Source organism: Marilutibacter spongiae, from assembly GCF_014145325.1.
In the GTDB taxonomy this organism is placed as follows: Bacteria; Pseudomonadota; Gammaproteobacteria; order Xanthomonadales; family Xanthomonadaceae; genus Marilutibacter; species Marilutibacter spongiae.
Genome location: NZ_JACHTF010000012.1, coordinates 41,753 through 61,855, shown reverse-complemented (window position 1 = coordinate 61,855; position 20,103 = coordinate 41,753). Strand labels below are relative to the sequence as shown.

The following is a 20,103-nucleotide window of genomic DNA, read 5'->3' as shown; positions in this document are numbered from 1 at the left end:
AAATTATGATCGAAGGAACGCGCACTTTTTGACCAATCTGATCGCTGTTAAGCTTCATAAGTCGCATCAATCACTAATGTCCCGTCATCCAGTAGAAGATTATTCCAATGCCGGAGCCAACCCTCGATTCCCGTGATCGCGCCATCCTCAGGCTGCTGCAGGAGGACGGCCGCCTGACCAACATGGAGCTCGCGCAACGCATCAACCTGTCGCCCTCGGCCTGCCTGCGCCGGGTCAAGCTGCTGGAGGAGCGCGGCCTGATCTCCCGCTACGTGATGCTGCTCGACGAGGAGATGGCCGGCCTGCCGGGCACGGCCTTCGTGCTGGTGACCCTGGACCAGCAGGGTCGCGCCGCCCTGGACACCTTCGAGGACGCGATCCAGCGCCATCCGGAAGTCACCGAGTGCTGCCTGCTCGCCGGCGTCGCCGACTACATGGTGCGCGTGGCCTACGCGGACGCGGCCGATTTCGAGCGCATCCACACCGAGATCCTCACCCAGTTGCCCGGCGTGGTCCGCGTGCAGTCGACGCTGGCGCTGCGCACGGTCAAGAAGACCACTGCCCTGCCGGTCTAGGTCCGCTGCTCAGGTGCGGTTGATCGAGACGCCGCCGTCGACGCGCATCGCGCTGCCGGTGACGAAACTGGAGGCGTCCGAGGCCAGGAACAGGGCCGCCTCGGCGATCTCGGCCGGATCGGCGACGCGCTTGAGCGCGTGCAGGCCTTCGACGAATGCGCGCGAATCGGGTGTATCGAGGAAATCGCGGGCGCCGGGCGTGTCGGTACCCCCCGGCAGCAGCGCGTTGACGCGCACGCCGCGGGGGCCGGCCTCGGCGGCGAGCACCTGGACCAGTCCGATCACGCCGGCCTTGGCCGCGGCGTAGGCGGCCATGCCCGGCATGCCGACGGTATGGCCGACGAAGGTGGAGGTGCAGATGATCGACCCCGCCCCTGCATCGAGCATGGTCGCCAGCTGGCGGCGGGTCCCCAGGAACGTGCCGGTGAGGTTGGTGTCGAGCGTCTCGCGCCATGCGGCCAGCGACATGCCGGTGACAGGTCCCATCGGGCCGGTCCCGCCGGCATTGTTGAAGGCGATGTCGAGCCGGCCGTAACGCTCGAGCGCGATGTCGACCAGTGCATCGGCATGGGCCTCGTCGCGCACGTCGCCGGTACAGGCGACGGCGGTGCCGCCCGCGGCCGCGATCTCGTCGACAAGCGCCGCCAACGCATCGCCCCGGCGCGCGCCTAGGACCAGCCGCGCGCCTTCCCGCGCGAAGCGCAACGCGGCCGCGCGGCCGATGCCCGAACTCGCGCCCGTGATGAGGGCGGCCTTGCCCGCCAATGCCCGTGTCGCCATGTCCTGCGCTCCCATGCGTCGATAAGAGCGCGCAGTCTGGTCAAGGGGGCCGGCCGATGCTCGCCACTATCGGCCATGGCACTTCGGACGGCCCATGCGCGTTCCCGGACGGGCATGCAGCCTGCTCGCCTGCGCTTACTCGATCGCGAAGCGGATCGTATAGGTCGCCGTCCCGCCCCGGCGCGCCTGCGCGCGCGGCTGGAAGACCTCGATCCGATACTCGCCCGTGGCCGGCAGCGGGCCGCTCCACGACTGCAGTTCGAGGGCGCCCGCCATCGCATGGTCCTCGCCGGGGGCGATCACGTTGAAGTAGGCATCGTTCGAGTCCGACAGGGTGACGTGCATCGTCTGGCCGGCGCGCGCGCCGAGCAGGTAGTTCACCGTGTCGTAGCCCGTCAGGCTGCCGCTGACGGTGCTCTCGCTGGTGCCGCGGGCGAAATGCACGGTGTGGCGGTTGGCCCCGGGGTCGGCGGCCGACGCCGATGCGAGGGGCAGCAGGGCAAGGGCAAGGGCAAGGACCAGCAGGCAGCGAAGGCGAAGCGGGTTCATGGCGGTATTCCTCGGGGATGGCCCGCGCCGCGCGGGCGCCAGGCCGGGACATCGGGGCTGCGCGCAGGCAGCCGGCGCCGTCAGCGCCTGACGGCGCGCAGGAAGGCGATCCAGCGCCAGATCGCCCACAGGCTCAGCAGTGCGAGCACCGGCCAGATCACCAGCAGGTCGATCCGGATATTGGCCTCCGGCGTGCGCCAGGCCACCACCATCTCCCAGGCCGCGTAGGCCAGCCAGGCCAGCGCCGCGATCCGGACCGCGCGTCGCGATGGCGGCGGCGTGGCGACCGCGGCCGTCGGCCACCAGGCGGCCAGGAGGAACGGAAAGGCGATGACCAGGATGTTGATCGGCTTTCCGACCAGCAGGGCCGCGAGCTGCTCCATGGACATTCTCCGGCGGGAACGCGCCGAGTATCGCGTTCCCCATGTCAGCCGGACGTGTGCGTGGGCGCGCGTTGCAAACGTATTCCGGGTCGAATCGACGGATCTGGCACACAGCGATCCACGCAACCGCGTGGCAGCGCATGCTGCAATGCACAATAATGAGGGCTCCCGCCTTCCCTGAACGCGCCATGACCGCCGCCGGTACCCCCGCCACTCGCATCCTGCCTCCGGCCACGGTGCGGGCGATCCTGTTCGCCCTGGCGATGGGGGGATTCGCGATCGGCACCAGCGAATTCGTGGTGATGGGCCTGATGCCCGACATCGCGCGGGGCCTGGGCGTCGGCGAAACCCAGGTCGGCCACGTGATCAGCGCCTACGCGATCGGCGTCGTGGTCGGCGCGCCGCTGCTGTCGATCCTGGGCGCGCGGCTGCCGCGGCGGCCGATGCTGCTGGTGCTGATGGGCTTCTACGCGCTGGGCAACCTGGCCAGTGCGCTGGCGCCCGACTACCCGACCATGCTGGTGTTCCGCTTCGTTGCGGGCCTGCCGCACGGCGCCTACTTCGGTGTCGCCGCCCTGGTCGCCGCTTCGATCAGTCCACCGGCGCAGCGCGGCGTTGCCGTCAGCCGGGTGCTGCTGGGCCTGGCGGTGGCGCTGCTGGTCGGCAATCCACTCGCCACCTGGCTGGGCCAGCAGTTCGAATGGCGCCATGCCTTCGGCCTGGTCGCGCTGATCGCCACGGCCACCGTGGTGATGGTCGCGCGGACCCTGCCGCCGGATCCGGACGAGCCGCGCGCCGACCCCGTGCGCGAGTTGCGCGACTTCAACCGCAAGCCTGTCTGGCAGGCGATGGGCATCGGTGCGATCGGGTTCGCCGGCATGTTCTGCGTCTTCAGCTACCTCGCGCCGACGATGATCCACGTGACCGGGGTGCCCGAGGCCTGGACGCCGCTGGGCATGCTCGCCTTCGGTGTCGGCGGCATCCTCGGCAACCTCGCCGGTGGCTGGCTGTTCGACCGCCTGCAGTTCCGCGCGATCGCGGTCGTGCTCGCCTGGTCGGTGGTCCTGCTGCTGGCCTTCCCGCTGGCGGCGGGTTCGATGTGGACGCTGCTGCCGGCCGTGGTCGCCGTGGGCACCATGGGCGCCCTGGCGCCGGTCCTGCAGGCGCACCTGATGGATGTCGCCGGCAACGCGCAGACCCTCGCCGCGGCCTCCAACCATTCGGCGTTCAACACCGCCAACGCGCTGGGGCCCTGGCTCGGCGGCATGGCCATCACCGCCGGGTATGGCTGGACCTCGACCGGTTATGTCGGCGCCGCCACCGCGCTGGCGGGCCTGGGGGTCTACCTGTGGGCGGCCGCCGGCCGCCGCGCGACCGCAGCCTGCGAGGCTGCCGCCTGAGCGCAAGCATCGGCTGGCGCCCGAGCGCCTATTCGCGTGGCAGCTTGCGCGCCCACATGTTGTCGACCAGGTTCGGATAGCGGCGGCCCGCTGCCTCGGCCCGTTCGCGCGCCGCGGCCTTCTGCGACTCGCTCAGCGGCACCGGCGCGCGCTGGCGTCGCGGCGATGGCTTCTTCCACGGAGGCACCGGGTCGTTCATGGCGTCAGGTCCCGTCGACGACGACGCCCTTCCAGAACGCCACGCGATCCTTGATCTGCGCGGCCGCCGGTTTGGGGTCGGGGTAGTACCAGGCGGCGTTTGCGTTGACGGCGTCGCCGACCACCACGTCATAGTAATGGGCCGTGCCTTTCCACGGGCAGACCGTGGTGTGCTCGCTGGGACGCAGGTGCTCGATGTGCAGCGAGCCGGGCGGGAAATAGGCGTTGCCCTCGACCTCCACGGTCGCGTCGCTGCGGGCCAGTTCGGTGCCGTGCCAGTGGGCAGTGGTCATGGCGTCGGTCTCCGGTGGGGAGCGACGACCATAGCGCAGCCGGCGTCGACGCCGTGGCACGGACCACGATGGATTCCGCAGGCGCCTGAAACACGGGCGCAGGAAGGAAAAGGCCCCGCGCCGGCGGGGCCTGGTGTGGCACGATGCGCGCGACGTGGCCGGGGTCAGGGCCGTAGGGTGGGTAGAGCCGAAGGCGAAACCCACCTTCGCGGAGCCGCACGCACGACGCGCGATGGGTTTTGCTTCGCGCTACCCATCCTACGAGGGGCGTGGGATCGCGAGGCAACCGCAAAGGCGACTCGCTGCGTAGGCCGGGTAAGCAAAGCGCTCCCGTGGCCCTGATGTGGGGGGCAGGGCCGTAGGGTGGGTAGAGCCGAAGGCGAAACCCACCTTCGCGAAGCCGCACGCACGACGTGAGATGGGTTTTGCTTCGCGCTACCCATCCTACGAGGGGCGTGGGATCGCAAGGCAACCGCAAAGGCGACTCGCTGCGTAGGCCGGGTAAGCGAAGCGCCCCGGGGCCCTGATGTGGGGCTCAGGGCCGTAGGGTGGGTAGAGCCGAAGGCGAAACCCACCTTCGCGGAGCCGCACGCACGACGCGCGATGGGTTTTGCTTCGCGCTACCCATCCTACGAGGGGCGTGGGATCGCGAGGCAACCGCAAAGGCGACTCGCTGCGTAGGCCGGGTAAGCAAAGCGCTCCCGTGGCCCTGATGTGGGGGGCAGGGCCGTAGGGTGGGTAGAGCCGAAGGCGAAACCCACCTTCGCGAAGCCGCACGCACGACGTGAGATGGGTTTTGCTTCGCGCTACCCATCCTACGAGGGGCGTGGGATCGCGAGGCAACCGCAAAGGCGACTCGCTGCGTAGGCCGGGTAAGCGAAGCGCCCCGGGGCCCTGATGTGGGGCTCAGGGCCGTAGGGTGGGTAGAGCCGAAGGCGAAACCCACCTTCGCGAAGCCGCACGCACGACGTGAGATGGGTTTTGCTTCGCGCTACCCATCCTACGAGGGGCGTGGGATCGCAAGGCAACCGCAAAGGCGACTCGCTGCGTAGGCCGGGAAAGCGAAGCGCTCCCGTGGCCCTGATGTGGGGGGCAGGGCCGTAGGGTGGGTAGAGCCGAAGGCGAAACCCACCTTCGCGAAGCCGCACGCACGACGCGCGATGGGTTTTGCTTCGCGCTACCCATCCTACGAGGGGCGTGGGATCGCGAGGCAACCGCAAAGGCGACTCGCTGCGTAGGCCGGGTAAGCAAAGCGCTCCCGGGGCCCTGATGTGGGGGGCAGGGCCGTAGGGTGGGTAGAGCCGAAGGCGAAACCCACCTTCGCGAAGCCGCACGCACGAAGCGCGATGGGTTTTGCTTCGCGCTACCCATCCTACGAGGGGCGTGAGATCGCGAGGCAACCGCAAAGGCGACTCGCTGCGTAGGCCGGGTAAGCGAAGCGCCCCGGGGCCCTGATGTGGGGGGCAGGGCCGTAGGGTGGGTAGAGCCGAAGGCGAAACCCACCTTCGCGAAGCCGCACGCACGACGTGAGATGGGTTTTGCTTCGCGCTACCCATCCTACGAGCGGCGTGGGATCGCAAGGCAACCGCAAAGGCGACTCGCTGCGTAGGCCGGGTAAGCGAAGCGCCCCGGGGCCCTGATGTGGGGGGGCAGTACTTGGGCCGCAGGACGGGGTTCGGCCGTGCCGTGGCTGTTGCGACATCGCCGGGCTCAGGGCCGTAGGGTGGGTAGAGCCGAAGGCGAAACCCACCTTCGCGGAGCCGCACGCACGACGCGCGATGGGTTTTGCTTCGCGCTACCCATCCTACCTTGCTACGACACCACCCACCGTCATCCCAGCGAAAGCTGGGATGACGGCATGCGCCACCCGCTCCCGGGTTACGAGCAGAAAAAAGGCCCCGCGTCGGCGGGGCCTCGTGTGGCACGATGCGTGCGACATCGCCGGGATCAGTAGCCCAGCACCTCGCTGATCACGCCGGTGGCGATCTCGACCAGCAGGTAGCGGCCGTCCATCGGGCGGACCCAGCGGTAGCCGCGCGGCGGCGCATGCAGGTGGTAGTCGCGATAGTCATCGAGGTAGTAACGCGGCTCGATGTAGGCCAGCGGGACGCGGTCGCCGCGCTTCCACTGCTGCTTGTACCAGCCCAGGTGCTGGCCGTTGTCGTGTCGGCCATTGTCGTGCGGGGCATTGCCCGGCGGGCCGTGCTCGACATGGGCCGGCGGACCGCCGTGACCCTTGTTCTTGCCCTGGCCGTTGCCATTCCCAGCCAGGGCCGGCGTGGTGGCCAGGGCCAGCACGGCGATGACGGTGGCGATGTGGGTGCGTCGATTGTTCATGGCATTCCTCCTTGCAGAGGCGTTCGGTGGACATGGGACCACCCTAGGCGGGGTGGCGTGAATGTTCGGCCAGAATTGGCTGAATACGCTACAACGGTTCAGGTGGCCGGTTCGGGACCGGCGTCGGACTTCGATTCGGGCGGCGGCGGGCCCAGCGCGGCGCGTGCCGCCTCCGATACGCTGCGCAGGTGGAGGTCCTGCTGCGGGAAGGGGATCTCGATCCCGTTCTCGTTGAGCACGGCATAGATCCGGGTCAACAGGCGGCTGCGGATGCCGACCCAGTTGTTGTAGTCGCGCGTCCAGGCCCGGATCGAGAAGTCCAGTGAACTCGCGCCGAAGGCCATGAAGAACACCGTGGGTTCGGGGTGGCGGGAAATCGACTCGTCGGTCGTGATCACTTCGGTCATCAATTCGATCACCTGGTTGGGGTCGGCGCCGTAGGCCACGCCCAAGTTGATCTCGATGCGTCGGAACATGTCGCGCAGGGTCCAGTTGACCAGGTTCTCCGAGAGCAGGGTGCCGTTGGGCACCACTACGTCGGCGCCGTCGAAGGTCTTGATGACGGTCGCGCGCATGCCGATCTCGCGCACGCTGCCCGAGGTGCCGGTGATGTCGACCACGTCGCCGGGCTGGATCGGGCGTTCGAACATCAGGATCAGGCCGGAGACGAAGTTGTTGACCACGTTCTGCAGGCCGAAGCCGATGCCCACGCCGAGCGCACCGAACACGAAGGCCAGCTGGCTGACCTCGAAGCCGGTCGCGGTGAGGGCGAGCATGAAGCCCAGCAGTAGCACCGCGTAGTAGGACAGCGAGGCGACGCTGTTGTCGACGCCGCGCGGCAGCGACATCTTCGGCAGCACTTCTTCGTGCAGCACGAAGCGCACCAGCTTGGCCGCCCAGAACGCCACCACGACCGACACGATGAACACCAGCACGTGCCCCAGGGTGATGCTGAGCGCGCCGATGGTGAACTCGTGCGACAGGATGCCGCTGGCCGTCGAATAGATCGGCCGGAACAGGCGGAAGCGGTTGGCGGTGAAGCCCAGCCAGGCGATCACCGCGACGACGCCGAGCAGGCGGCTGAAGCCGCGCATCATCGAGCCGTCGCGCAAGCGTGCCATGCGCAGTTTCGACAGGCCGGGCTGGGCGAAGGTCAGTCGCAGCAGCGCCAGGAACACCGCGACCGCGGCGTAGAGCATCAAGGCCATGTAGCCGCTGTCGAGCAGTCCGCCGGTGAGCATCTCCGCCAGCGAGACATTGCCCAGCACGTTGGACAGCGCCGACACCGCCAGCATCCCGACGCCGGTCCAGCCGACGACGTGGATCGCGGTGCGCGCCCGGCCCTGCAGGCCTTTCGTGGGTGCCTTGCGCCGCGAGCGCCACAGCAGCCACAGGGTCAGGGCCAGGGCCAGCAGGGTGATGGACAGCGAGTACGTCCGGTACATCAGGACGTTGCCCATGAACAGGAAGCCCAGGCGCTGCAACAGGTACAGGCCGGTGGCGACGTAGGGCCAGGGCCCGAACAGCTCGAACACGCGGGCGGGCAGCAGGCGCAGCGTGGGCACCAGGGCGATCAGCATGACCATCTGGTGCAGCAGCAGCGGGGCGTCGGGTTCCAGCGCCAGCACCGCCATCATCGACAGCAGCAGCCACGCCGAGATGGGCCGGTGGAGGACGTTCTCGGAAGCTTCCAGCAGCGAGGCCCGCCCCGCGGTCGCGGCGTCCGCCCCGGACCCATGTGGGAGCCGTGCCTGGTGGCGTCGATAGTAGAAACTCAGCCAGACCAGCAGCGGCAGCAGGAGCAGCTGCACGATGTTGAGCAGCCGTTGGTGGTCGACGTTCGAGGCGCTGTACTGCTTGAGGAAGTCGGCCTCGATCGTCAGGCCGGTCTTCAAGGCCGCCAGCGAGGCGTCGGACTCGTGACCGCTGCCGCCCAGGGCCCAGATCGGCGGCGCGTCCATGTGCACCAGGCGACGGTCGATGTCGGCGATGGCCGCCGCCACTTCCTGGCGCCCGGCGTCGATCCGCGCCTCCAGCGTGTTGGCCTGGCGCCCCAGCTCGATGTACTGCGCCAGCGGCGCGGACAGTGCGCTCTCCGCCCGGCCCAGATAGCCCAGGACCTCGTCGATGCGGTCCGACAGCGCCTTGGGCATGCTGCCGTCGGCATTGGCCGCGCGCGTGGCCTCCCAGGCCGCGCGCCGGGTGGCGATCTCGGCCGCGGACTCCACGTAGGGCGCGCTCGCCTGCTTGAGGTCGGCGCGCCAGCGCTCGAACAGGCGGGCATCGAAGCCCCAGTGCCGGTCCAGGCTCTCCAGCCGCAGGACGGGCAGCGTCTGCAGGTCTTCGCCTTCGGCCAGTCGCGCCTTCTGTCGGGTCGAGCTCTCGATCGCCGCCAGGCGTTTCTGCAGCGACGCCACGGAGTCGCGCCGCCTGGACTGCAGCACCACCCCCTCGGCGAAGCGCTCATCGGCATTGGCCTGGTCGGGGATGTCGGCGAATTCGATCGCCTTCGGCGCTTCATTCTCCTCGCCGGTCAGTACGCTGGCGATGTCCTGGGCCGCCACGGCCGGTGTCGATGCAAGTGCCCAGGGCAGGAGCAGGCAGGCGAGGAGGGCGAAGCGACGCGTCATCGGGACTCCCGGGGCTGGCATGGCCGGAGGCGCCGGGACCGCGACGCGAGGCGCTCGCGTGGTGTTCCGGTGCTGCCGGAAGTCTAGCAGCGCCGACGAGGGCGGCGCGCCGCGGCGCGGTTGCATCCTGGCGGCACGCGAGACCACGCGGGTGCCCGGTGTCGGCTCGCCGTCAACGCGCCGTCGATGCGCCGCCGCCCCGGCGGCCGGGGCGGCGGCACCTCCCCTCAACGGTTGTCGCGCTTGCCCTGGGCGTGGCGGTCATGGGTGCTGATGCTGCCCTGGATCGCCTGGACGCGGCTCTCGGCGGCGTGCAGGTCGACCGCCTTGCTGCGGGCGGCATCGGACTGGTAGCCCGCATGGTCGACATGGCCATGGTGCTCGCCGATCTCCTGCCACGGCGCCGGCTGGCGGTCGTGTTCCTGCTTGGCGGCGAGCAGCTTGCGGGTGTTGGCCAAGGCCTGCCGCGGCGTGATCCGGCGCTTGGCCGCCTTCTTCGCGGTCTTCTTCGTGGGGGTTTTGCGGACAGGGGTCGGCTTGGCCGTGGCGACTTTCTTCGTTGCCGCCTTCTTCGTGCCGGCGGACGTGCGCGCAGTGGATTTGGCGGCGGCCTTCTTCGGCGCGGCCTTCTTCACGGTCTTCTTCGTCGCTGGCTTGCTGGTCGCGGCCTTCTTCGCCACCGTCTTCCGGGCTGCCGGCTTCCTGGTCGTCGTCTTCTTCGCGGAGGCCTTGGCTGCCGGGGTTTTCTTCGTGGCCTTCGCGCCCGCGCTGCGTGCCGGGGCGGCGGCCTTCTTCGTGGTTTTCTTCGTCGCGGGGGTGGGCGTGCCGGCCCGGGCGGTGCGCGCACGCTTGCTCGCCTTCAGGGCCTTGGCTTCCTTCTTCGCGCTTGCACTGGCGTTGCGCAGCGACGCGCGCGCCGTGCTCACGGCCTTGCTTGCGGTCTTCTTGATGGCCTTCTTGGTGGCCGCCGCCTTGCGTGTGGGTGTTGCCATGGGTGCCTCCGTCGTATGCGGTCCATGCCGCGTCGTGTCCATGGGGTATCACGCGCGGCATTGACGGCAGGTGATGGCGAGCCGGAGCGCGTGGCCTTCGCGGCGGGATGCACCGTCGCGCGCAAGCCGGTAGCGTGTCCGCATTCCCCGGCGATGGAGGTCGCGATGACGTTCCGGTCCATGCGTGGCGTGATCGCCGCAACCTGGCTGTTGCCGGCGCTGGCGGTCGCGCAATCCGCCACCGACGAACTGCAGGCCTGCGTCGCACGCGCGGCCGCGGCGCTGCCGTCGAAACCCGCGTCGGCCCTGCGCGGGATCGACGGCCTGCCGCGCCAGCTGTTGGCCCTGCGTTCGTACCTGCGGGCCGGGGATGTCGGCGCGCGCTGGAGCTGGACCGACGCCGAGGTCGGCGCATACGAGCAGTCCCCGGCGCACGAGGAGGCGCTCGCGGCCCTGGCCTGGGCGCAGGCGCGCTTCGCCGAGCGCAATCCCGGCTACAGCCTGTACGTGAACACCCGCGCGCGCAGCCTGGATACCCAGCTCGAGCGATGGAACACGAACGCCTCGGTCGGCGTCGCGGCCGAGGCCATGGCGCGTGCCGCCGCGGAGGCGTGCGTGGCGGCGCCTTCGACGTTCGCCGAATGGGTACGGGGCTGGCGGCCCGATCCGCCCGCCAACCTGGCCGCGCCGGGCCTGTCCGCGCATGGCCAGGCGCGCGCCTTCGATTTCCAGGTCTTGCAGGGCGAGGTGCTGGTCGCGGGTACCGATTCGCGGCGCATCGATGCGGACTGGATCGAGGGCGGCTGGGCGCGCAGGCTGGCCGAGGTCATGGCCGAATCCCCAGCCTTCGAAGGCCCGCTGCGCAGCCCGCGCGAACCCTGGCACTACGCCTATGCACCGGCCGAGGGGGCCTCGCCGGACGGCCATGCGTCCTGCGATGCCGACCCCGACGCCCCCGTCGACGCGACGGACGCCGACTAGGCGCGAGGGCGTGGCGCGCGGCAGCTGAACGCACGCCGCGCGTGGACTCCGCCATCGGCCGTGGCTCGGGTAAGCTGGCCCGGGCGGCGCGAGCGACCGCCCAGACCATCCAGAGCCGGCAGGGGGCCCCATGTCCAGACAGTCCAAGGCGCGCCGCGACATCCGCCGCAAGCAGGCTCCCGCGCGTCCCATCCGTCGCCTGGGCGGGACCCTGCAACCGCATGCGCAACTGGTCGGAGACGATGGCGGCGTGGTCGGCGGCGCCGGGTTCCGCGACGGGGAATGGGTGCTCGTCCTGGGTGGCAAGTCCGTGACCGCCACCGAAAGCCCGGCGATGATGCTGGCCATGCTCAAGCACGCCGTCGCGGTGCAGGAGCGCACGGGCCGCAACCTGGAGCTGCACGTGTCGGCGGCCCTGGACACCGCGGCCACGCACGAGGCCACCGCGGCGGGGCATTCGTTGCCCCGTTACCTGGACATGCTCGAGGCCGAGCGGGTGGAACGCCTGTCCGAGTCCGCGCCGGGCGCCGGTCCCGCCGGCGGGGCGCCGCCGCTCGCGCACTGAGCCCGCCGCGGCCCGCGGGCGTATGCTGGCGCCCAGACCGGATCGGGAGCGGGACATGGCAACTTCCAACAAACCGTCGAAGGGGTTCTGGATCGTGGGCGCCATCGCGCTCGCCTGGAACCTGGTGGGCGTGGCGACGTTCATCGGTCAGGTGACCATGTCGCCTGCGACGCTGGCGGCGTTGCCGCCCGGCCAGCAGGCGCTCTACGCGCAGATGCCGGTCTGGATCGAGGCCAGCTATGCCGCCGCGGTCTTCGGCGGCACGCTGGGTGCACTGGCGCTGCTGTTGCGCAAGCGCATCGCCATGGCCCTGTTCCTGCTGTCGGCGATCGGCGCTGCGTTGCAGTTCGGCGGCGTGTTCGCGCTCACCGACGCCTACCGCGTGCTGGGGCCGAGCAGCGTGGTGATGCCCATCGTGATCGTCGTCGTGTGCGTCGCGCTGTGGCTGTATGCGCGACGCTGCACCGCGCGCGGCTGGCTTGGCTGAATCGCGGTCGCGCGCATCACGCCGCGACGACGCGGCAGCGACGAAGGTCCGGGGTTTCGACGACCCGGAGTCTCCGATGCGCACATCCCTGCTTGCCCTGGGCCTGGTCCCGGCCCTGCTCGTGGCGCCCGTGCGCGCCGCCGACCCGCTCCCCAACGTGCCGGTCGAAACGCTCGACCTGCAACGCTACAGTGGCCAGTGGCACGAGATCGCCCATCTGCCGATGTTCTTCCAGAATCAGTGCGTCGGCGACGTCACCGCGACCTACACGCCGCGCGAGGACGGCCTGATCGGCGTGCGCAACGCGTGCCGCACGGACGACGGCAGCATGGATGTCGCCGAAGGCACCGCGCGGCCGGCGGGCGATGCCCAGGGCCAGCTCGAGGTCCGCTTCGCCCCTGACTGGCTGTCCTGGCTGCCGATGGTCTGGGGCGACTACTGGGTGCTCGAGACCGGGCCGGACTACGAGTGGGCGGTGGTCGGTTCGCCGGGCAAGGACTACCTGTGGATCCTCTCGCGCACGCCGACGATGGACCGCGAGCGCTTCGAGGCCCTACGCGAGCGCGCCGCGCAGCGCGGATATCCCGTCGACGAGCTGGTGATGATGTCGCAGGTCGACTGAGGCCCAGGGCCCGGAGGGGCATATCCGACCGTTCGGCGGCCCGCTACGCCCGTTCGTGCCGCGCTGGCGTCGTCGTCGCGGTCCTCCTGTGGCGATACTGGGCCGGGGAGCGCGCGCGGCGGATGGCGGGATTTCCGTACCGATTGCGTTCGTGATTGCAGGCAGGGCGTTGACGCCGGGGAGGCATGCATGACGAAGGAACGGATCAGGCGGTACCTCGGGGCCTGCGTGGCGGCGTCGCTACTGGCGATGCTGGCCGGGCTGGCGGTGGCGCAGGAGGCCGGCAAGCCGATGACCATCCGGCTCGAACCCAAGGCGCTGGCGGGCGTGGACACCGGCAAGGCCGTGGTCGTGAAAGGCCGCGCCGGCCGCACGCCGCAGCGTTTCCTGCTCGAGGGCATTTCCTACATGAACCCCGTCGGGGTGGTGCTGCGACCGGTGGAGGCGGGCGACGAGGTCGCCCTGTCGATCACCAAGTACGCCTGGAACCAGCCCCTGCGCGAGGGCAGCACGGACGAAGCCCCCCTGCGCTTCCTGTTCCGCACCGAGGGCGAATTCCAGGTGTCGGTCAGTGCCGACGAAGCCGACACGCCGTACCGGCTGCTGGTCTGGGTGGGCGAGGAGACCAAGCCCGACTTCGCCCCGGTGGTGGTGGATGCCAGCGCCTTCGACGGCGGCGGCGGATTCCCCTGGACCTGGGCGGTGATCGGCCTGCTGGTGCTGGCGGTCGCGGTGATGGCGGTCCTGATGATGCGGAGGAAGCGGACATGAAGCGTGCACGGGGCGGGATTCTGGCCGGGCTTCGGCTCGGCGTGCTTGCGATGGCGGCACTGGTCGCGGTGGCCGCCTCCGCACAGTCGGGCGACGGCCCGCCGGCGACGGAGGGCGACTGGGAGAGCTTCTTCGATGGCATGGACGGCGATCGCGCGCTGGACATCATCGACGTGCTGGTCGACAGCGATGCGATCGGCGTGGCGCGCGACGCCAACACCTTGCTGAACGACCTCGACGCGCTCGACGCGACCGAGGCCGGCTGCGGCTCGGCGTATACCGACAGCTCGGGCCCCACCGTGCCCTCGCATTGCGCCGAGGGCGATGCGTGCCGGCAGTGCTACGAGGAAGCGGTGCGCAAGATCGACTTCAACCGCTTCTACATCGAGCGCGCGCGCTGCATCACCGCGGCCAACGTGAAGATGGCCAACTCGGCGATGGCCTTCGGCGACAGCGCGTCGGGCATCCACGCCGTCTCCGGACTGTCCTGGCAGCTGCAGGGCAAGCCGCAGATCGAGCAGGCCGTCGGCAAGCTCAAGCAGACCTACACGCACAAGGCCGGCCAGTACCTCGACGGCCTGCAGGGCGCGCTGAAGGAGCTGGGCCAGTGCGAGGCCGAGCACTACGGCGAAGACGACTGGTACCAGCGCTACGGCTGGATCTACCACAACTTCATGCAGGCCAAGTACGGCTCGCCGCCGGAGTGACCGGCGCGCGTGGGATTGTCCGCGCCGCGGGACGCTGATTCCCGGCCTGCCGCCTGTTCGCGTCCGTGGGCGCGGCGTAGCCTTGCCGCTCCCCCACCGCGAACAGGAAGGCGCATGACCACGATCTCCATGTACACCGCATCGGTGCCCGGCTTCATCCAGGGCCTGCAGAACCTGGCGCATGTACTGCGCAAGGGCGAGGCCCACGCGCAGGCGCACGAGTACGCGCCCGAGGCGCTGCTGCAGGCCAGGCTCGCCCCGGACATGCTGCCGCTGGTGAGGCAGGTGCAGATCGCCACCGACATGGTCAAGAACGGCGCCGCCCGCCTGGCCGGGATCGAACCGCCGGCGTTCGCCGACGACGAAACGGATTTCGCGCAGTTGTATGCGCGCCTGGACCGCGCCATCGCGTTCCTGCGCAGCCTGTCGCCCGAGCAGGTCGACGGCAGCGAAGCGCGCGACATCCAGCTCAAGTTCGGCCCGCGCACGCTCGAGTTCAAGGGGCAGGACTACCTGGTGGGCTTCGTCTATCCGAACTTCTACTTCCATGCCAGCATCGCCTACGCCGTGCTGCGCAAGTCGGGCGTCAGGCTGGGCAAGCTGGACTACATGGGCGCCGACATCGAGCGCTGAGCCGCGCGCGTGCCGCGCCCGCGCGACGCGCGATGAAGTAGGGTGGGCATCCGGCCCACCCGCATCGACCCCGCCATGCGCCTGATCCGTCCCGTTTTCCCTCGAGGGCTGCTTGTCGCGGCCCTGGCCTGCGCCCTGCTGGCGGCCTGCGCCAGCGCGCCGCCGCGCAATCCCCTGGCCGAATGGCGTGGCTCGCCCAACCACGACGTCCGCCGCGCGCGCCTGGTGGTACTGCACCACACCGACATGGAAAGCGCCGAGGCCGCCCTGCACACCCTGCAGACCGGGAATGCCGGCGGCCCGGTGAGCGCGCACTACCTGGTCGGCCGCGACGGCCGCCTGTACCAGCTGGTGCCCGAGCAGTTGCGTGCCTGGCACGCCGGCGCCGGCCGGTGGCAGGGCCAGGACGACCTGAACTCCGCCTCGATCGGCATCGAGATCGACAACGACGGCCATTCGCCGTTCCCGGACGCGCAGCTCGAGGCCCTGCTGCGCCTGCTGGAGGACATCGTCGCGCGTACCGGCATCCCGCGCGCGCAGGTCATCGGCCATGCCGACCTGGCACCGGCGCGCAAGCGCGATCCCAGTGCCGTGTTCCCGTGGGCGCGACTGGCCGAAGCCGGCTTCGGCCTGTGGCCGCGCGCTGCGCCCGCGCCCGCGCCGGACGACTTCGACCCCTGGCGGGCCCTGCGCCTGGTCGGCTACGACCTTGCCGACCCGGAGGCCGCGCGCTGCGCGTTCCAGCGGCACTTCCGCGCCCATGAATGCACGCTCGAAGAAGACGGCCACATGGCCCGGGGCGCGTGGCGGCCCGGCGACTTCGACATCCTCCACGACCTCGAACGCCAGCGCCTCGGGCGCGGCGACCGGGCCCTGCCCGGCCTCGCGCCGGCGCCGGACGACGAGGCGGCCGCATCGGCAAGGGCGACCCGCGGCGGCGGCGTGCGACAATAGGCGCCGATGAACGAAGCCGTCTCCGTCGACCTGGCGCACCTGCGTCGCAGCTGCGCGCACTGTTCCTTGCAGCAATTGTGCCTGCCCGCCGGCATCGGCGTCGATGCGCTGGCACGGCTGGAAGCGATCGTCCGTCGCCCGCGCACACTGCGCCGCGGCGAGCGCCTGTACCGGATCGGCGATCCCCTGGGGGCGGTCTTCGTCGCCAGCGGCGGTGCCTTCAAGACCGCCAGCCTCAGCGAGTCGGGCGAGGAGCAGATCACCGGCTTCCACCTGCCCGGCGAACTGATCGGCCTGGACGGACTGGGCGAGGGCGCGCATCGCTGCGAAGCGGTCGCCCTGGTCGACTCCAACGTCTGCGAGGTGCCGCTGGACCGCTTGACGGCGGTGGCCCTGCAGCTGCCCGGCCTGCACGAGCAGCTGTTGCGCGTCATCGGCCGCAGCATGGACCGCGACCACATGCACACCGACCTGCTGGTCCGGCGCCAGGCCCACGAGCGCCTGGCGTTGTTCCTGCTGGGCCTGTCCGAACGTTACGCCCAGATCGGCCAGTCCGCGCGCGAGTTCCGCCTGCCGATGAGCCGAGAGGAGGTCGCGCGCTACCTCGGCCTCGCGCTCGAGACCGTCAGCCGCGGGCTTACCCGCATGCAGGAAGACGGCGTGCTGGCGGTGCACGGGCGGCGCGTGGAGGTGCTCGACGGCGAGGCGCTCAGCGCCCTCGCGCACGCACGCAGCGGCTGCGCCGAGACCGAGCCCGGCAAGCGCCGGCAGGCTTGAGACCCGTCGCCGTGGCCTGCGCCGGCTAGGGCGCGGGCAAGCTGCCGCAACCCAGCGCCGCCAGCAGCCCGTGCAGGGCCGGAACCCGCATCAGCCAGGGCGCCGACAGGGTCAACAGGCCCGCCGCCAGCACCAGCAGGGCCGCCGGGACGCGCCAACGCGGGTCCTTCAGGTGACGGCCCACGTGCGCACCCGACCAGGTCAGGGGCAGCATCACCGGCAGCGTGCCCAGGCCGAACGCGGCCATCGTCAGTGCACCGTTCAGTGCGTCGGCCTGCAGCCAGGCCGCCAGCAGCAGGGTCGTGCTCAGCCCGCAGGGCAACCAGCCCCACAACATGCCCAGCGCCAGCCGGCGTGGACGGGTGTTGGCCGGCAGCAGGCGTGCCTGCAGCGGGCGGATGCGTTGCCAGAAACCCTGTCCCAGCCGGGCGAGGAAGGCGAGGCGCCCGCCGCGGTCGAGCAGGCGCAGTGCGACCAGCACCAGCACGGCGCCGACCAGCATGCGCAAGCCGGTCGCCAGGCTTTCGACCTGGGCGACGCGCAGGATTCCCTGGCCGACCCCGCCGGCGATGGCGCCGGCCACCACGTAGCCAGCGACGCGACCGAGGTTGGCGTCCAGCGCCGGCGCCCAGCGTGCGCGCGCCGGCACGGCGGCGGGACTAACCCCCTGCAGCGCCGGGAAGCCGGTGGCGATGCCGCCGCACATCGCGGCGCAGTGCAGGCCGCCCAGCAGGCCGCTGAGCAGGGCCGCGCCCAGGGTCAGCCAGTCGATCGGCATGTTCAGGCCGCTCCGTCGTTCCCGTCGCCCTCGGGCTTCGCGTCGGACTTGGACGCATCCCGGGGCCGGGGCAGCGGGTCGTCGCGCAGGATGTCGAGGGCCGGTGTGTCCAGGTCGTCGAACTGGCCCTTGCGCACCGCCCAGGCGAACGCCCAGATCGCGGCGACGAGCAGGCCGAGGCTGAGGGGGATGAGCAGCAGCAGGACGGTCATGGTCGGGGCGGTTCCGGCGGCTCAGGGCAGGGCGGTGGCGGGGTGCGCCGACGCGTCCGGGGCCGCGCGCGGCGCGCGGGCGAGCCGCAGGGCATTGAGGGTCACCAGCAGGGAGGATACCGCCATCCCCAGCGCGGCCATCCAGGGCGTGACGTGGCCGCTCGCGGCCAGGGGCAGCGCGAGGACGTTGTAGGCCAGCGCCCAGGCCAGGTTCTGGCGCACGATGGCGCGGGTGCGGCGGGCCAGGGCGACCGCTTCGGGGATCCGCGACAGCGACGGACTGGTGACCACGAAGTCGGCGGCGCGCTGCGCCAGCGCGGCGCCGTCGGCCATCGCCAGCGAGACGTCGGCGCCGGCCAGCACCGGGGCATCGTTGAGCCCGTCGCCGACCATCGCCACGACATGGCCGTCGGCCTGCAGGGCGCGCACGTGCGCGAGCTTGTGTTCGGGCGACTGGCGCGCCAGCGGGGCGTCCACGCCGAGCGCCGCGGCGAAGCGCGCCACCGGCGCGGCGGCGTCGCCGCTGCAGATGCCGACCGCCAGGCCCAGCCGTCGCAGCGAGGCGAGCGCCGCCGCTGCATCGGCGCGCGGGGTCTCGCGCACCTCGAAGCGCGCGGCCGCGACCGTGCCGTCGCCCAGCCACAGGCCGCCGTCGTCGTCGCGGTCCTGGCAGGCGAAGCCGGCGCGACCCAGGTACCAGTCGCGCCCGTCGACGCATCCCTGCAGGCCATCGCCCGGGTGCAGCCGGGTCGCCTCGGCCGGCGGCACCTCGCCGACATGGGCGAAGGCGCGCGCCAGCGGGTGGCGGCTGTCGCGTTCCAGTGCCGCCGCGATGCGGAGCGCGTCGCCGGCATCGATCCCGGCAGGGTCGAAGACCGCCACGCCGTCCAGCACCGGCCGGCCATCGCCGAGGGTGCCGGTCTTGTCGAACACGATGCAGTCGGCCCGCGCCAGTGCCTCCAGCGCGTCGCCGTGCAGGCCCAGCACGCCCATCCGGGCCAGTGCGCCATGGGCGGTGGTCAAGGCGGTCGGCACGGCCAGCGCCAACGCGCAGGGGCAGCTGACCACGAGCACGGCGAGGGTGACTTCGAGCGCGCGCGAGGGATCGTACAGGCGCCAGCCCAGGTAGACCGCGACCGCGACCAGCAGCAGGGCGCTCACGAAATGGCTGGCGATGCGCGCCGTGGCACGGGCGAGGCGCGGGCGGTCGGCCTGGGCGCGGTCGACCAGCCGGGTGAGCTGCGAGAGCCGGGTGTCGCTGCCGGTGCGGGTCAGGCGCACGCGCGCCGGCAGCTCGCGGCAATGGCTGCCGGCGAGCACGGCCTCGCCCGGACGGCGCGGCACCGGCTCGGACTCGCCGGTGAGCAGGGCTTCGTCGAAGGCCGAGGCGGTGTCCAGCAGGATGCCGTCGGCCGGCACCGCCTCGCCGGGTACGATGCGGACGATGTCGCCCGGCTGCAGGTCGCCGAGCGGGACCTGCTCCACGTGCATCGCGCCGTCGCATGCGTCCATGCGCTCGCGCGCGGCCAGCGCCGGCCGCGCCCGGGCCAGCGCGTCGACCTGGGCGCTGGCGATCCCCCGGGCACGCTGCTCGAGCATCCGCGCGACCAGCAGCAGGAGGACGAACATCACCGCCGCGTCGTACCAGACGTGGACGCCGCCGCGCACGGTCTCCAGCAGGCTGGCGAAATAGGCGAGCAGGGTCGAGCCGGCGATCAGCGTGTCCATGCCCGGCTGCCGGCCGCGCAGTTCGTGCCACATGCCTTCCAGGAAGGGCCATCCGGAATAGAACACGACCGGCGTGGACACCAGGAACGCCAGCCAGCGGAAGAAGTCGCGCGTGGCCAGCGACATCGCCTGCTCGGTGTCCAGGTACAGCGCCTCGGCCAGCATCATCGCCTGCATCGCGCCCAGCCCGGCCACGCCCAGGCGCAGCAACCAGCGGCGACGCTCGCGGCGGCGCGCTTCCTCGCGAGCCTCGCCGGTGGCCAGCCAGGGGCGGTAGCCCAGCGCGGCCAGGCGCGCCATCAACGGCGACAGCCGGGTCACGTCGGGATCCCAGGCCAGCCGTATGCGCCCGGTCACGGCGTTGGCGGTGATGTCGATCACGCCGGGGACCCGACGCAGGGCGCGGTCGATCAGCCAGGCGCATGCCGCGCAGCGCATGGCGTCGGTGAGCACCGTGATCTCGCGGCCGCCGGCGACCGTCCGGCTGTGCTCGGCGAGCACCGCGTCGCGGTCGAAGGCGGCGTAGTCGGGCAGCTCGCTGCCCACCCGACCTGCCGGTGCTTCGCGCAGGCGGTAGTAGTCGTCCAGGTCGGCGCTGTCGATCCATTGCGCGGCGGCCGCGCACCCTTCGCAGCAGAAGCGCCGAAGGATGCCGGCGACATCGGCCTCGACCCCGCCGCGCGGCGCCGTCGCCGACAGCGTTTCGCCGCAGTGGTAGCAGGCCTCGGGAGCGGGCGGGGCGGTGGACACG

At 71.2% G+C, this 20,103-nt stretch carries 23 protein-coding genes; 12 read left to right on the top strand and 11 right to left on the bottom strand.

The window, feature by feature from the left end:
• Window positions 1-107: 107 nt before the first annotated feature.
• The gene (locus H4F98_RS11720) at window positions 108-575 is read left to right on the top strand and encodes an Lrp/AsnC family transcriptional regulator (RefSeq protein ID WP_182687872.1); all 468 of its coding nucleotides are present in this window, start codon (window positions 108-110) and stop codon (window positions 573-575) included.
• A gap of 9 nt (window positions 576-584) precedes the next feature.
• Here H4F98_RS11720 and H4F98_RS11715 read toward each other — a convergent pair whose 3' ends face one another.
• The 3 genes from H4F98_RS11715 to H4F98_RS11705 form a co-directional block, all read right to left on the bottom strand.
• Window positions 585-1,355, bottom strand: a complete 771-nt coding sequence (locus tag H4F98_RS11715; protein ID WP_182687870.1) for an SDR family oxidoreductase — start codon at window positions 1,353-1,355, stop codon at window positions 585-587.
• A 135-nt stretch (window positions 1,356-1,490) separates the two neighbouring features.
• Window positions 1,491-1,904, bottom strand: coding sequence for a g-type lysozyme inhibitor (locus tag H4F98_RS11710; RefSeq protein WP_182687868.1), 414 nt, complete (start codon window positions 1,902-1,904; stop codon window positions 1,491-1,493).
• 80 nt (window positions 1,905-1,984) lie between these two features.
• The gene (locus H4F98_RS11705) at window positions 1,985-2,287 is read right to left on the bottom strand and encodes a hypothetical protein (RefSeq protein WP_182687866.1); all 303 of its coding nucleotides are present in this window, start codon (window positions 2,285-2,287) and stop codon (window positions 1,985-1,987) included.
• 188 nt (window positions 2,288-2,475) lie between these two features.
• On the opposite strand from H4F98_RS11705, the gene H4F98_RS11700 reads away from it, so the two are divergent.
• On the top strand, window positions 2,476-3,687 hold the full coding sequence (locus tag H4F98_RS11700) for an MFS transporter (RefSeq protein ID WP_182687864.1): 1,212 nt from the start codon (window positions 2,476-2,478) through the stop codon (window positions 3,685-3,687).
• Window positions 3,688-3,715: 28 nt separating this feature from the next.
• Here the strand turns inward: H4F98_RS11700 and H4F98_RS11695 are convergent, their stop codons facing one another.
• The 5 genes from H4F98_RS11695 to H4F98_RS11675 form a co-directional block, all read right to left on the bottom strand.
• Window positions 3,716-3,886: a hypothetical protein gene (locus tag H4F98_RS11695; RefSeq protein WP_182687862.1), complete on the bottom strand. Its 171-nt coding sequence runs from the start codon at window positions 3,884-3,886 to the stop codon at window positions 3,716-3,718.
• A gap of 4 nt (window positions 3,887-3,890) precedes the next feature.
• Complete coding sequence (locus H4F98_RS11690) at window positions 3,891-4,178, bottom strand: DUF427 domain-containing protein (protein WP_182687860.1); 288 nt, start codon at window positions 4,176-4,178, stop codon at window positions 3,891-3,893.
• Window positions 4,179-6,125: 1,947 nt separating this feature from the next.
• Window positions 6,126-6,515, bottom strand: a complete 390-nt coding sequence (locus H4F98_RS11685) for an RcnB family protein (RefSeq protein WP_182687858.1) — start codon at window positions 6,513-6,515, stop codon at window positions 6,126-6,128.
• A gap of 98 nt (window positions 6,516-6,613) precedes the next feature.
• Window positions 6,614-9,145 (bottom strand): mechanosensitive ion channel family protein, encoded by a 2,532-nt coding sequence (locus tag H4F98_RS11680; RefSeq protein ID WP_182687856.1) that lies wholly within the window; start codon window positions 9,143-9,145, stop codon window positions 6,614-6,616.
• A gap of 227 nt (window positions 9,146-9,372) precedes the next feature.
• On the bottom strand, window positions 9,373-9,603 hold the full coding sequence (locus H4F98_RS11675; protein WP_182687854.1) for a hypothetical protein: 231 nt from the start codon (window positions 9,601-9,603) through the stop codon (window positions 9,373-9,375).
• On the opposite strand from H4F98_RS11675, the gene H4F98_RS11670 reads away from it, so the two are divergent.
• The 10 genes from H4F98_RS11670 (at window position 9,593) to H4F98_RS11625 (ending at window position 16,634) form a co-directional block, all read left to right on the top strand.
• A complete protein-coding gene (locus tag H4F98_RS11670; protein WP_182687852.1) occupies window positions 9,593-10,201 on the top strand; it encodes a hypothetical protein in 609 nt (202 codons plus the stop codon). The genes H4F98_RS11675 and H4F98_RS11670 overlap by 11 nt on opposite strands.
• 101 nt (window positions 10,202-10,302) lie before the next feature.
• Window positions 10,303-11,118 carry a hypothetical protein gene (locus tag H4F98_RS11665; RefSeq protein ID WP_182687850.1) on the top strand — a complete coding sequence of 272 codons (816 nt, stop codon included), beginning with the start codon at window positions 10,303-10,305 and terminating at the stop codon, window positions 11,116-11,118.
• A gap of 130 nt (window positions 11,119-11,248) precedes the next feature.
• Window positions 11,249-11,683: a hypothetical protein gene (locus H4F98_RS11660; RefSeq protein ID WP_182687848.1), complete on the top strand. Its 435-nt coding sequence runs from the start codon at window positions 11,249-11,251 to the stop codon at window positions 11,681-11,683.
• A gap of 55 nt (window positions 11,684-11,738) precedes the next feature.
• Window positions 11,739-12,170 (top strand): hypothetical protein, encoded by a 432-nt coding sequence (locus tag H4F98_RS11655; protein WP_182687846.1) that lies wholly within the window; start codon window positions 11,739-11,741, stop codon window positions 12,168-12,170.
• A gap of 76 nt (window positions 12,171-12,246) precedes the next feature.
• Window positions 12,247-12,792 (top strand): lipocalin family protein, encoded by a 546-nt coding sequence (locus tag H4F98_RS11650; RefSeq protein ID WP_182687843.1) that lies wholly within the window; start codon window positions 12,247-12,249, stop codon window positions 12,790-12,792.
• 189 nt (window positions 12,793-12,981) lie between these two features.
• The gene (locus H4F98_RS11645; RefSeq protein WP_182687841.1) at window positions 12,982-13,563 is read left to right on the top strand and encodes a hypothetical protein; all 582 of its coding nucleotides are present in this window, start codon (window positions 12,982-12,984) and stop codon (window positions 13,561-13,563) included.
• Window positions 13,560-14,270, top strand: coding sequence for a hypothetical protein (locus H4F98_RS11640; protein WP_182687838.1), 711 nt, complete (start codon window positions 13,560-13,562; stop codon window positions 14,268-14,270). Before H4F98_RS11645 ends, H4F98_RS11640 begins: the two co-directional genes overlap by 4 nt.
• A gap of 114 nt (window positions 14,271-14,384) precedes the next feature.
• Window positions 14,385-14,903, top strand: coding sequence for a DUF1993 domain-containing protein (locus tag H4F98_RS11635; RefSeq protein WP_246373136.1), 519 nt, complete (start codon window positions 14,385-14,387; stop codon window positions 14,901-14,903).
• A gap of 75 nt (window positions 14,904-14,978) precedes the next feature.
• Window positions 14,979-15,857 (top strand): N-acetylmuramoyl-L-alanine amidase, encoded by an 879-nt coding sequence (locus tag H4F98_RS11630; protein ID WP_182687836.1) that lies wholly within the window; start codon window positions 14,979-14,981, stop codon window positions 15,855-15,857.
• Between the two features lie 6 nt (window positions 15,858-15,863).
• On the top strand, window positions 15,864-16,634 hold the full coding sequence (locus tag H4F98_RS11625) for a helix-turn-helix domain-containing protein (RefSeq protein WP_182687834.1): 771 nt from the start codon (window positions 15,864-15,866) through the stop codon (window positions 16,632-16,634).
• A gap of 25 nt (window positions 16,635-16,659) precedes the next feature.
• Here H4F98_RS11625 and H4F98_RS11620 read toward each other — a convergent pair whose 3' ends face one another.
• From H4F98_RS11620 to H4F98_RS11610, 3 genes are read right to left on the bottom strand one after another with little or no spacing between them, the layout of a single operon-like run.
• Window positions 16,660-17,412, bottom strand: coding sequence for a sulfite exporter TauE/SafE family protein (locus H4F98_RS11620; RefSeq protein WP_182687832.1), 753 nt, complete (start codon window positions 17,410-17,412; stop codon window positions 16,660-16,662).
• A 2-nt stretch (window positions 17,413-17,414) separates the two neighbouring features.
• Window positions 17,415-17,624: a cbb3-type cytochrome oxidase assembly protein CcoS gene (ccoS, locus tag H4F98_RS11615; RefSeq protein WP_182687830.1), complete on the bottom strand. Its 210-nt coding sequence runs from the start codon at window positions 17,622-17,624 to the stop codon at window positions 17,415-17,417.
• Between the two features lie 21 nt (window positions 17,625-17,645).
• Entirely contained in the window at window positions 17,646-20,102 is a 2,457-nt protein-coding gene (locus H4F98_RS11610) for a heavy metal translocating P-type ATPase metal-binding domain-containing protein (RefSeq protein ID WP_182687828.1), read from the bottom strand.
• Between the last annotated feature and the right edge of the window lies 1 nt (window position 20,103).

Excerpts from the sequence above, each read along its gene's own strand:
- H4F98_RS11720 (WP_182687872.1), top strand. The coding sequence starts at position 108 with ATGCCGGAGCCAACCCTCGATTCCCGTGATCGCGCCATCCTCAGGCTG.
- H4F98_RS11715 (WP_182687870.1), bottom strand. The coding sequence starts at position 1,355 with ATGGCGACACGGGCATTGGCGGGCAAGGCCGCCCTCATCACGGGCGCG.
- H4F98_RS11710 (WP_182687868.1), bottom strand. The coding sequence starts at position 1,904 with ATGAACCCGCTTCGCCTTCGCTGCCTGCTGGTCCTTGCCCTTGCCCTT.
- H4F98_RS11705 (WP_182687866.1), bottom strand. The coding sequence starts at position 2,287 with ATGGAGCAGCTCGCGGCCCTGCTGGTCGGAAAGCCGATCAACATCCTG.
- H4F98_RS11700 (WP_182687864.1), top strand. The coding sequence starts at position 2,476 with ATGACCGCCGCCGGTACCCCCGCCACTCGCATCCTGCCTCCGGCCACG.
- H4F98_RS11695 (WP_182687862.1), bottom strand. The coding sequence starts at position 3,886 with ATGAACGACCCGGTGCCTCCGTGGAAGAAGCCATCGCCGCGACGCCAG.
- H4F98_RS11690 (WP_182687860.1), bottom strand. The coding sequence starts at position 4,178 with ATGACCACTGCCCACTGGCACGGCACCGAACTGGCCCGCAGCGACGCG.
- H4F98_RS11685 (WP_182687858.1), bottom strand. The coding sequence starts at position 6,515 with ATGAACAATCGACGCACCCACATCGCCACCGTCATCGCCGTGCTGGCC.
- H4F98_RS11680 (WP_182687856.1), bottom strand. The coding sequence starts at position 9,145 with ATGACGCGTCGCTTCGCCCTCCTCGCCTGCCTGCTCCTGCCCTGGGCA.
- H4F98_RS11665 (WP_182687850.1), top strand. The coding sequence starts at position 10,303 with ATGACGTTCCGGTCCATGCGTGGCGTGATCGCCGCAACCTGGCTGTTG.
- H4F98_RS11660 (WP_182687848.1), top strand. The coding sequence starts at position 11,249 with ATGTCCAGACAGTCCAAGGCGCGCCGCGACATCCGCCGCAAGCAGGCT.
- H4F98_RS11655 (WP_182687846.1), top strand. The coding sequence starts at position 11,739 with ATGGCAACTTCCAACAAACCGTCGAAGGGGTTCTGGATCGTGGGCGCC.
- H4F98_RS11650 (WP_182687843.1), top strand. The coding sequence starts at position 12,247 with ATGCGCACATCCCTGCTTGCCCTGGGCCTGGTCCCGGCCCTGCTCGTG.
- H4F98_RS11645 (WP_182687841.1), top strand. The coding sequence starts at position 12,982 with ATGACGAAGGAACGGATCAGGCGGTACCTCGGGGCCTGCGTGGCGGCG.
- H4F98_RS11640 (WP_182687838.1), top strand. The coding sequence starts at position 13,560 with ATGAAGCGTGCACGGGGCGGGATTCTGGCCGGGCTTCGGCTCGGCGTG.
- H4F98_RS11635 (WP_246373136.1), top strand. The coding sequence starts at position 14,385 with ATGACCACGATCTCCATGTACACCGCATCGGTGCCCGGCTTCATCCAG.
- H4F98_RS11630 (WP_182687836.1), top strand. The coding sequence starts at position 14,979 with ATGCGCCTGATCCGTCCCGTTTTCCCTCGAGGGCTGCTTGTCGCGGCC.
- H4F98_RS11625 (WP_182687834.1), top strand. The coding sequence starts at position 15,864 with ATGAACGAAGCCGTCTCCGTCGACCTGGCGCACCTGCGTCGCAGCTGC.
- H4F98_RS11620 (WP_182687832.1), bottom strand. The coding sequence starts at position 17,412 with ATGCCGATCGACTGGCTGACCCTGGGCGCGGCCCTGCTCAGCGGCCTG.
- ccoS (WP_182687830.1), bottom strand. The coding sequence starts at position 17,624 with ATGACCGTCCTGCTGCTGCTCATCCCCCTCAGCCTCGGCCTGCTCGTC.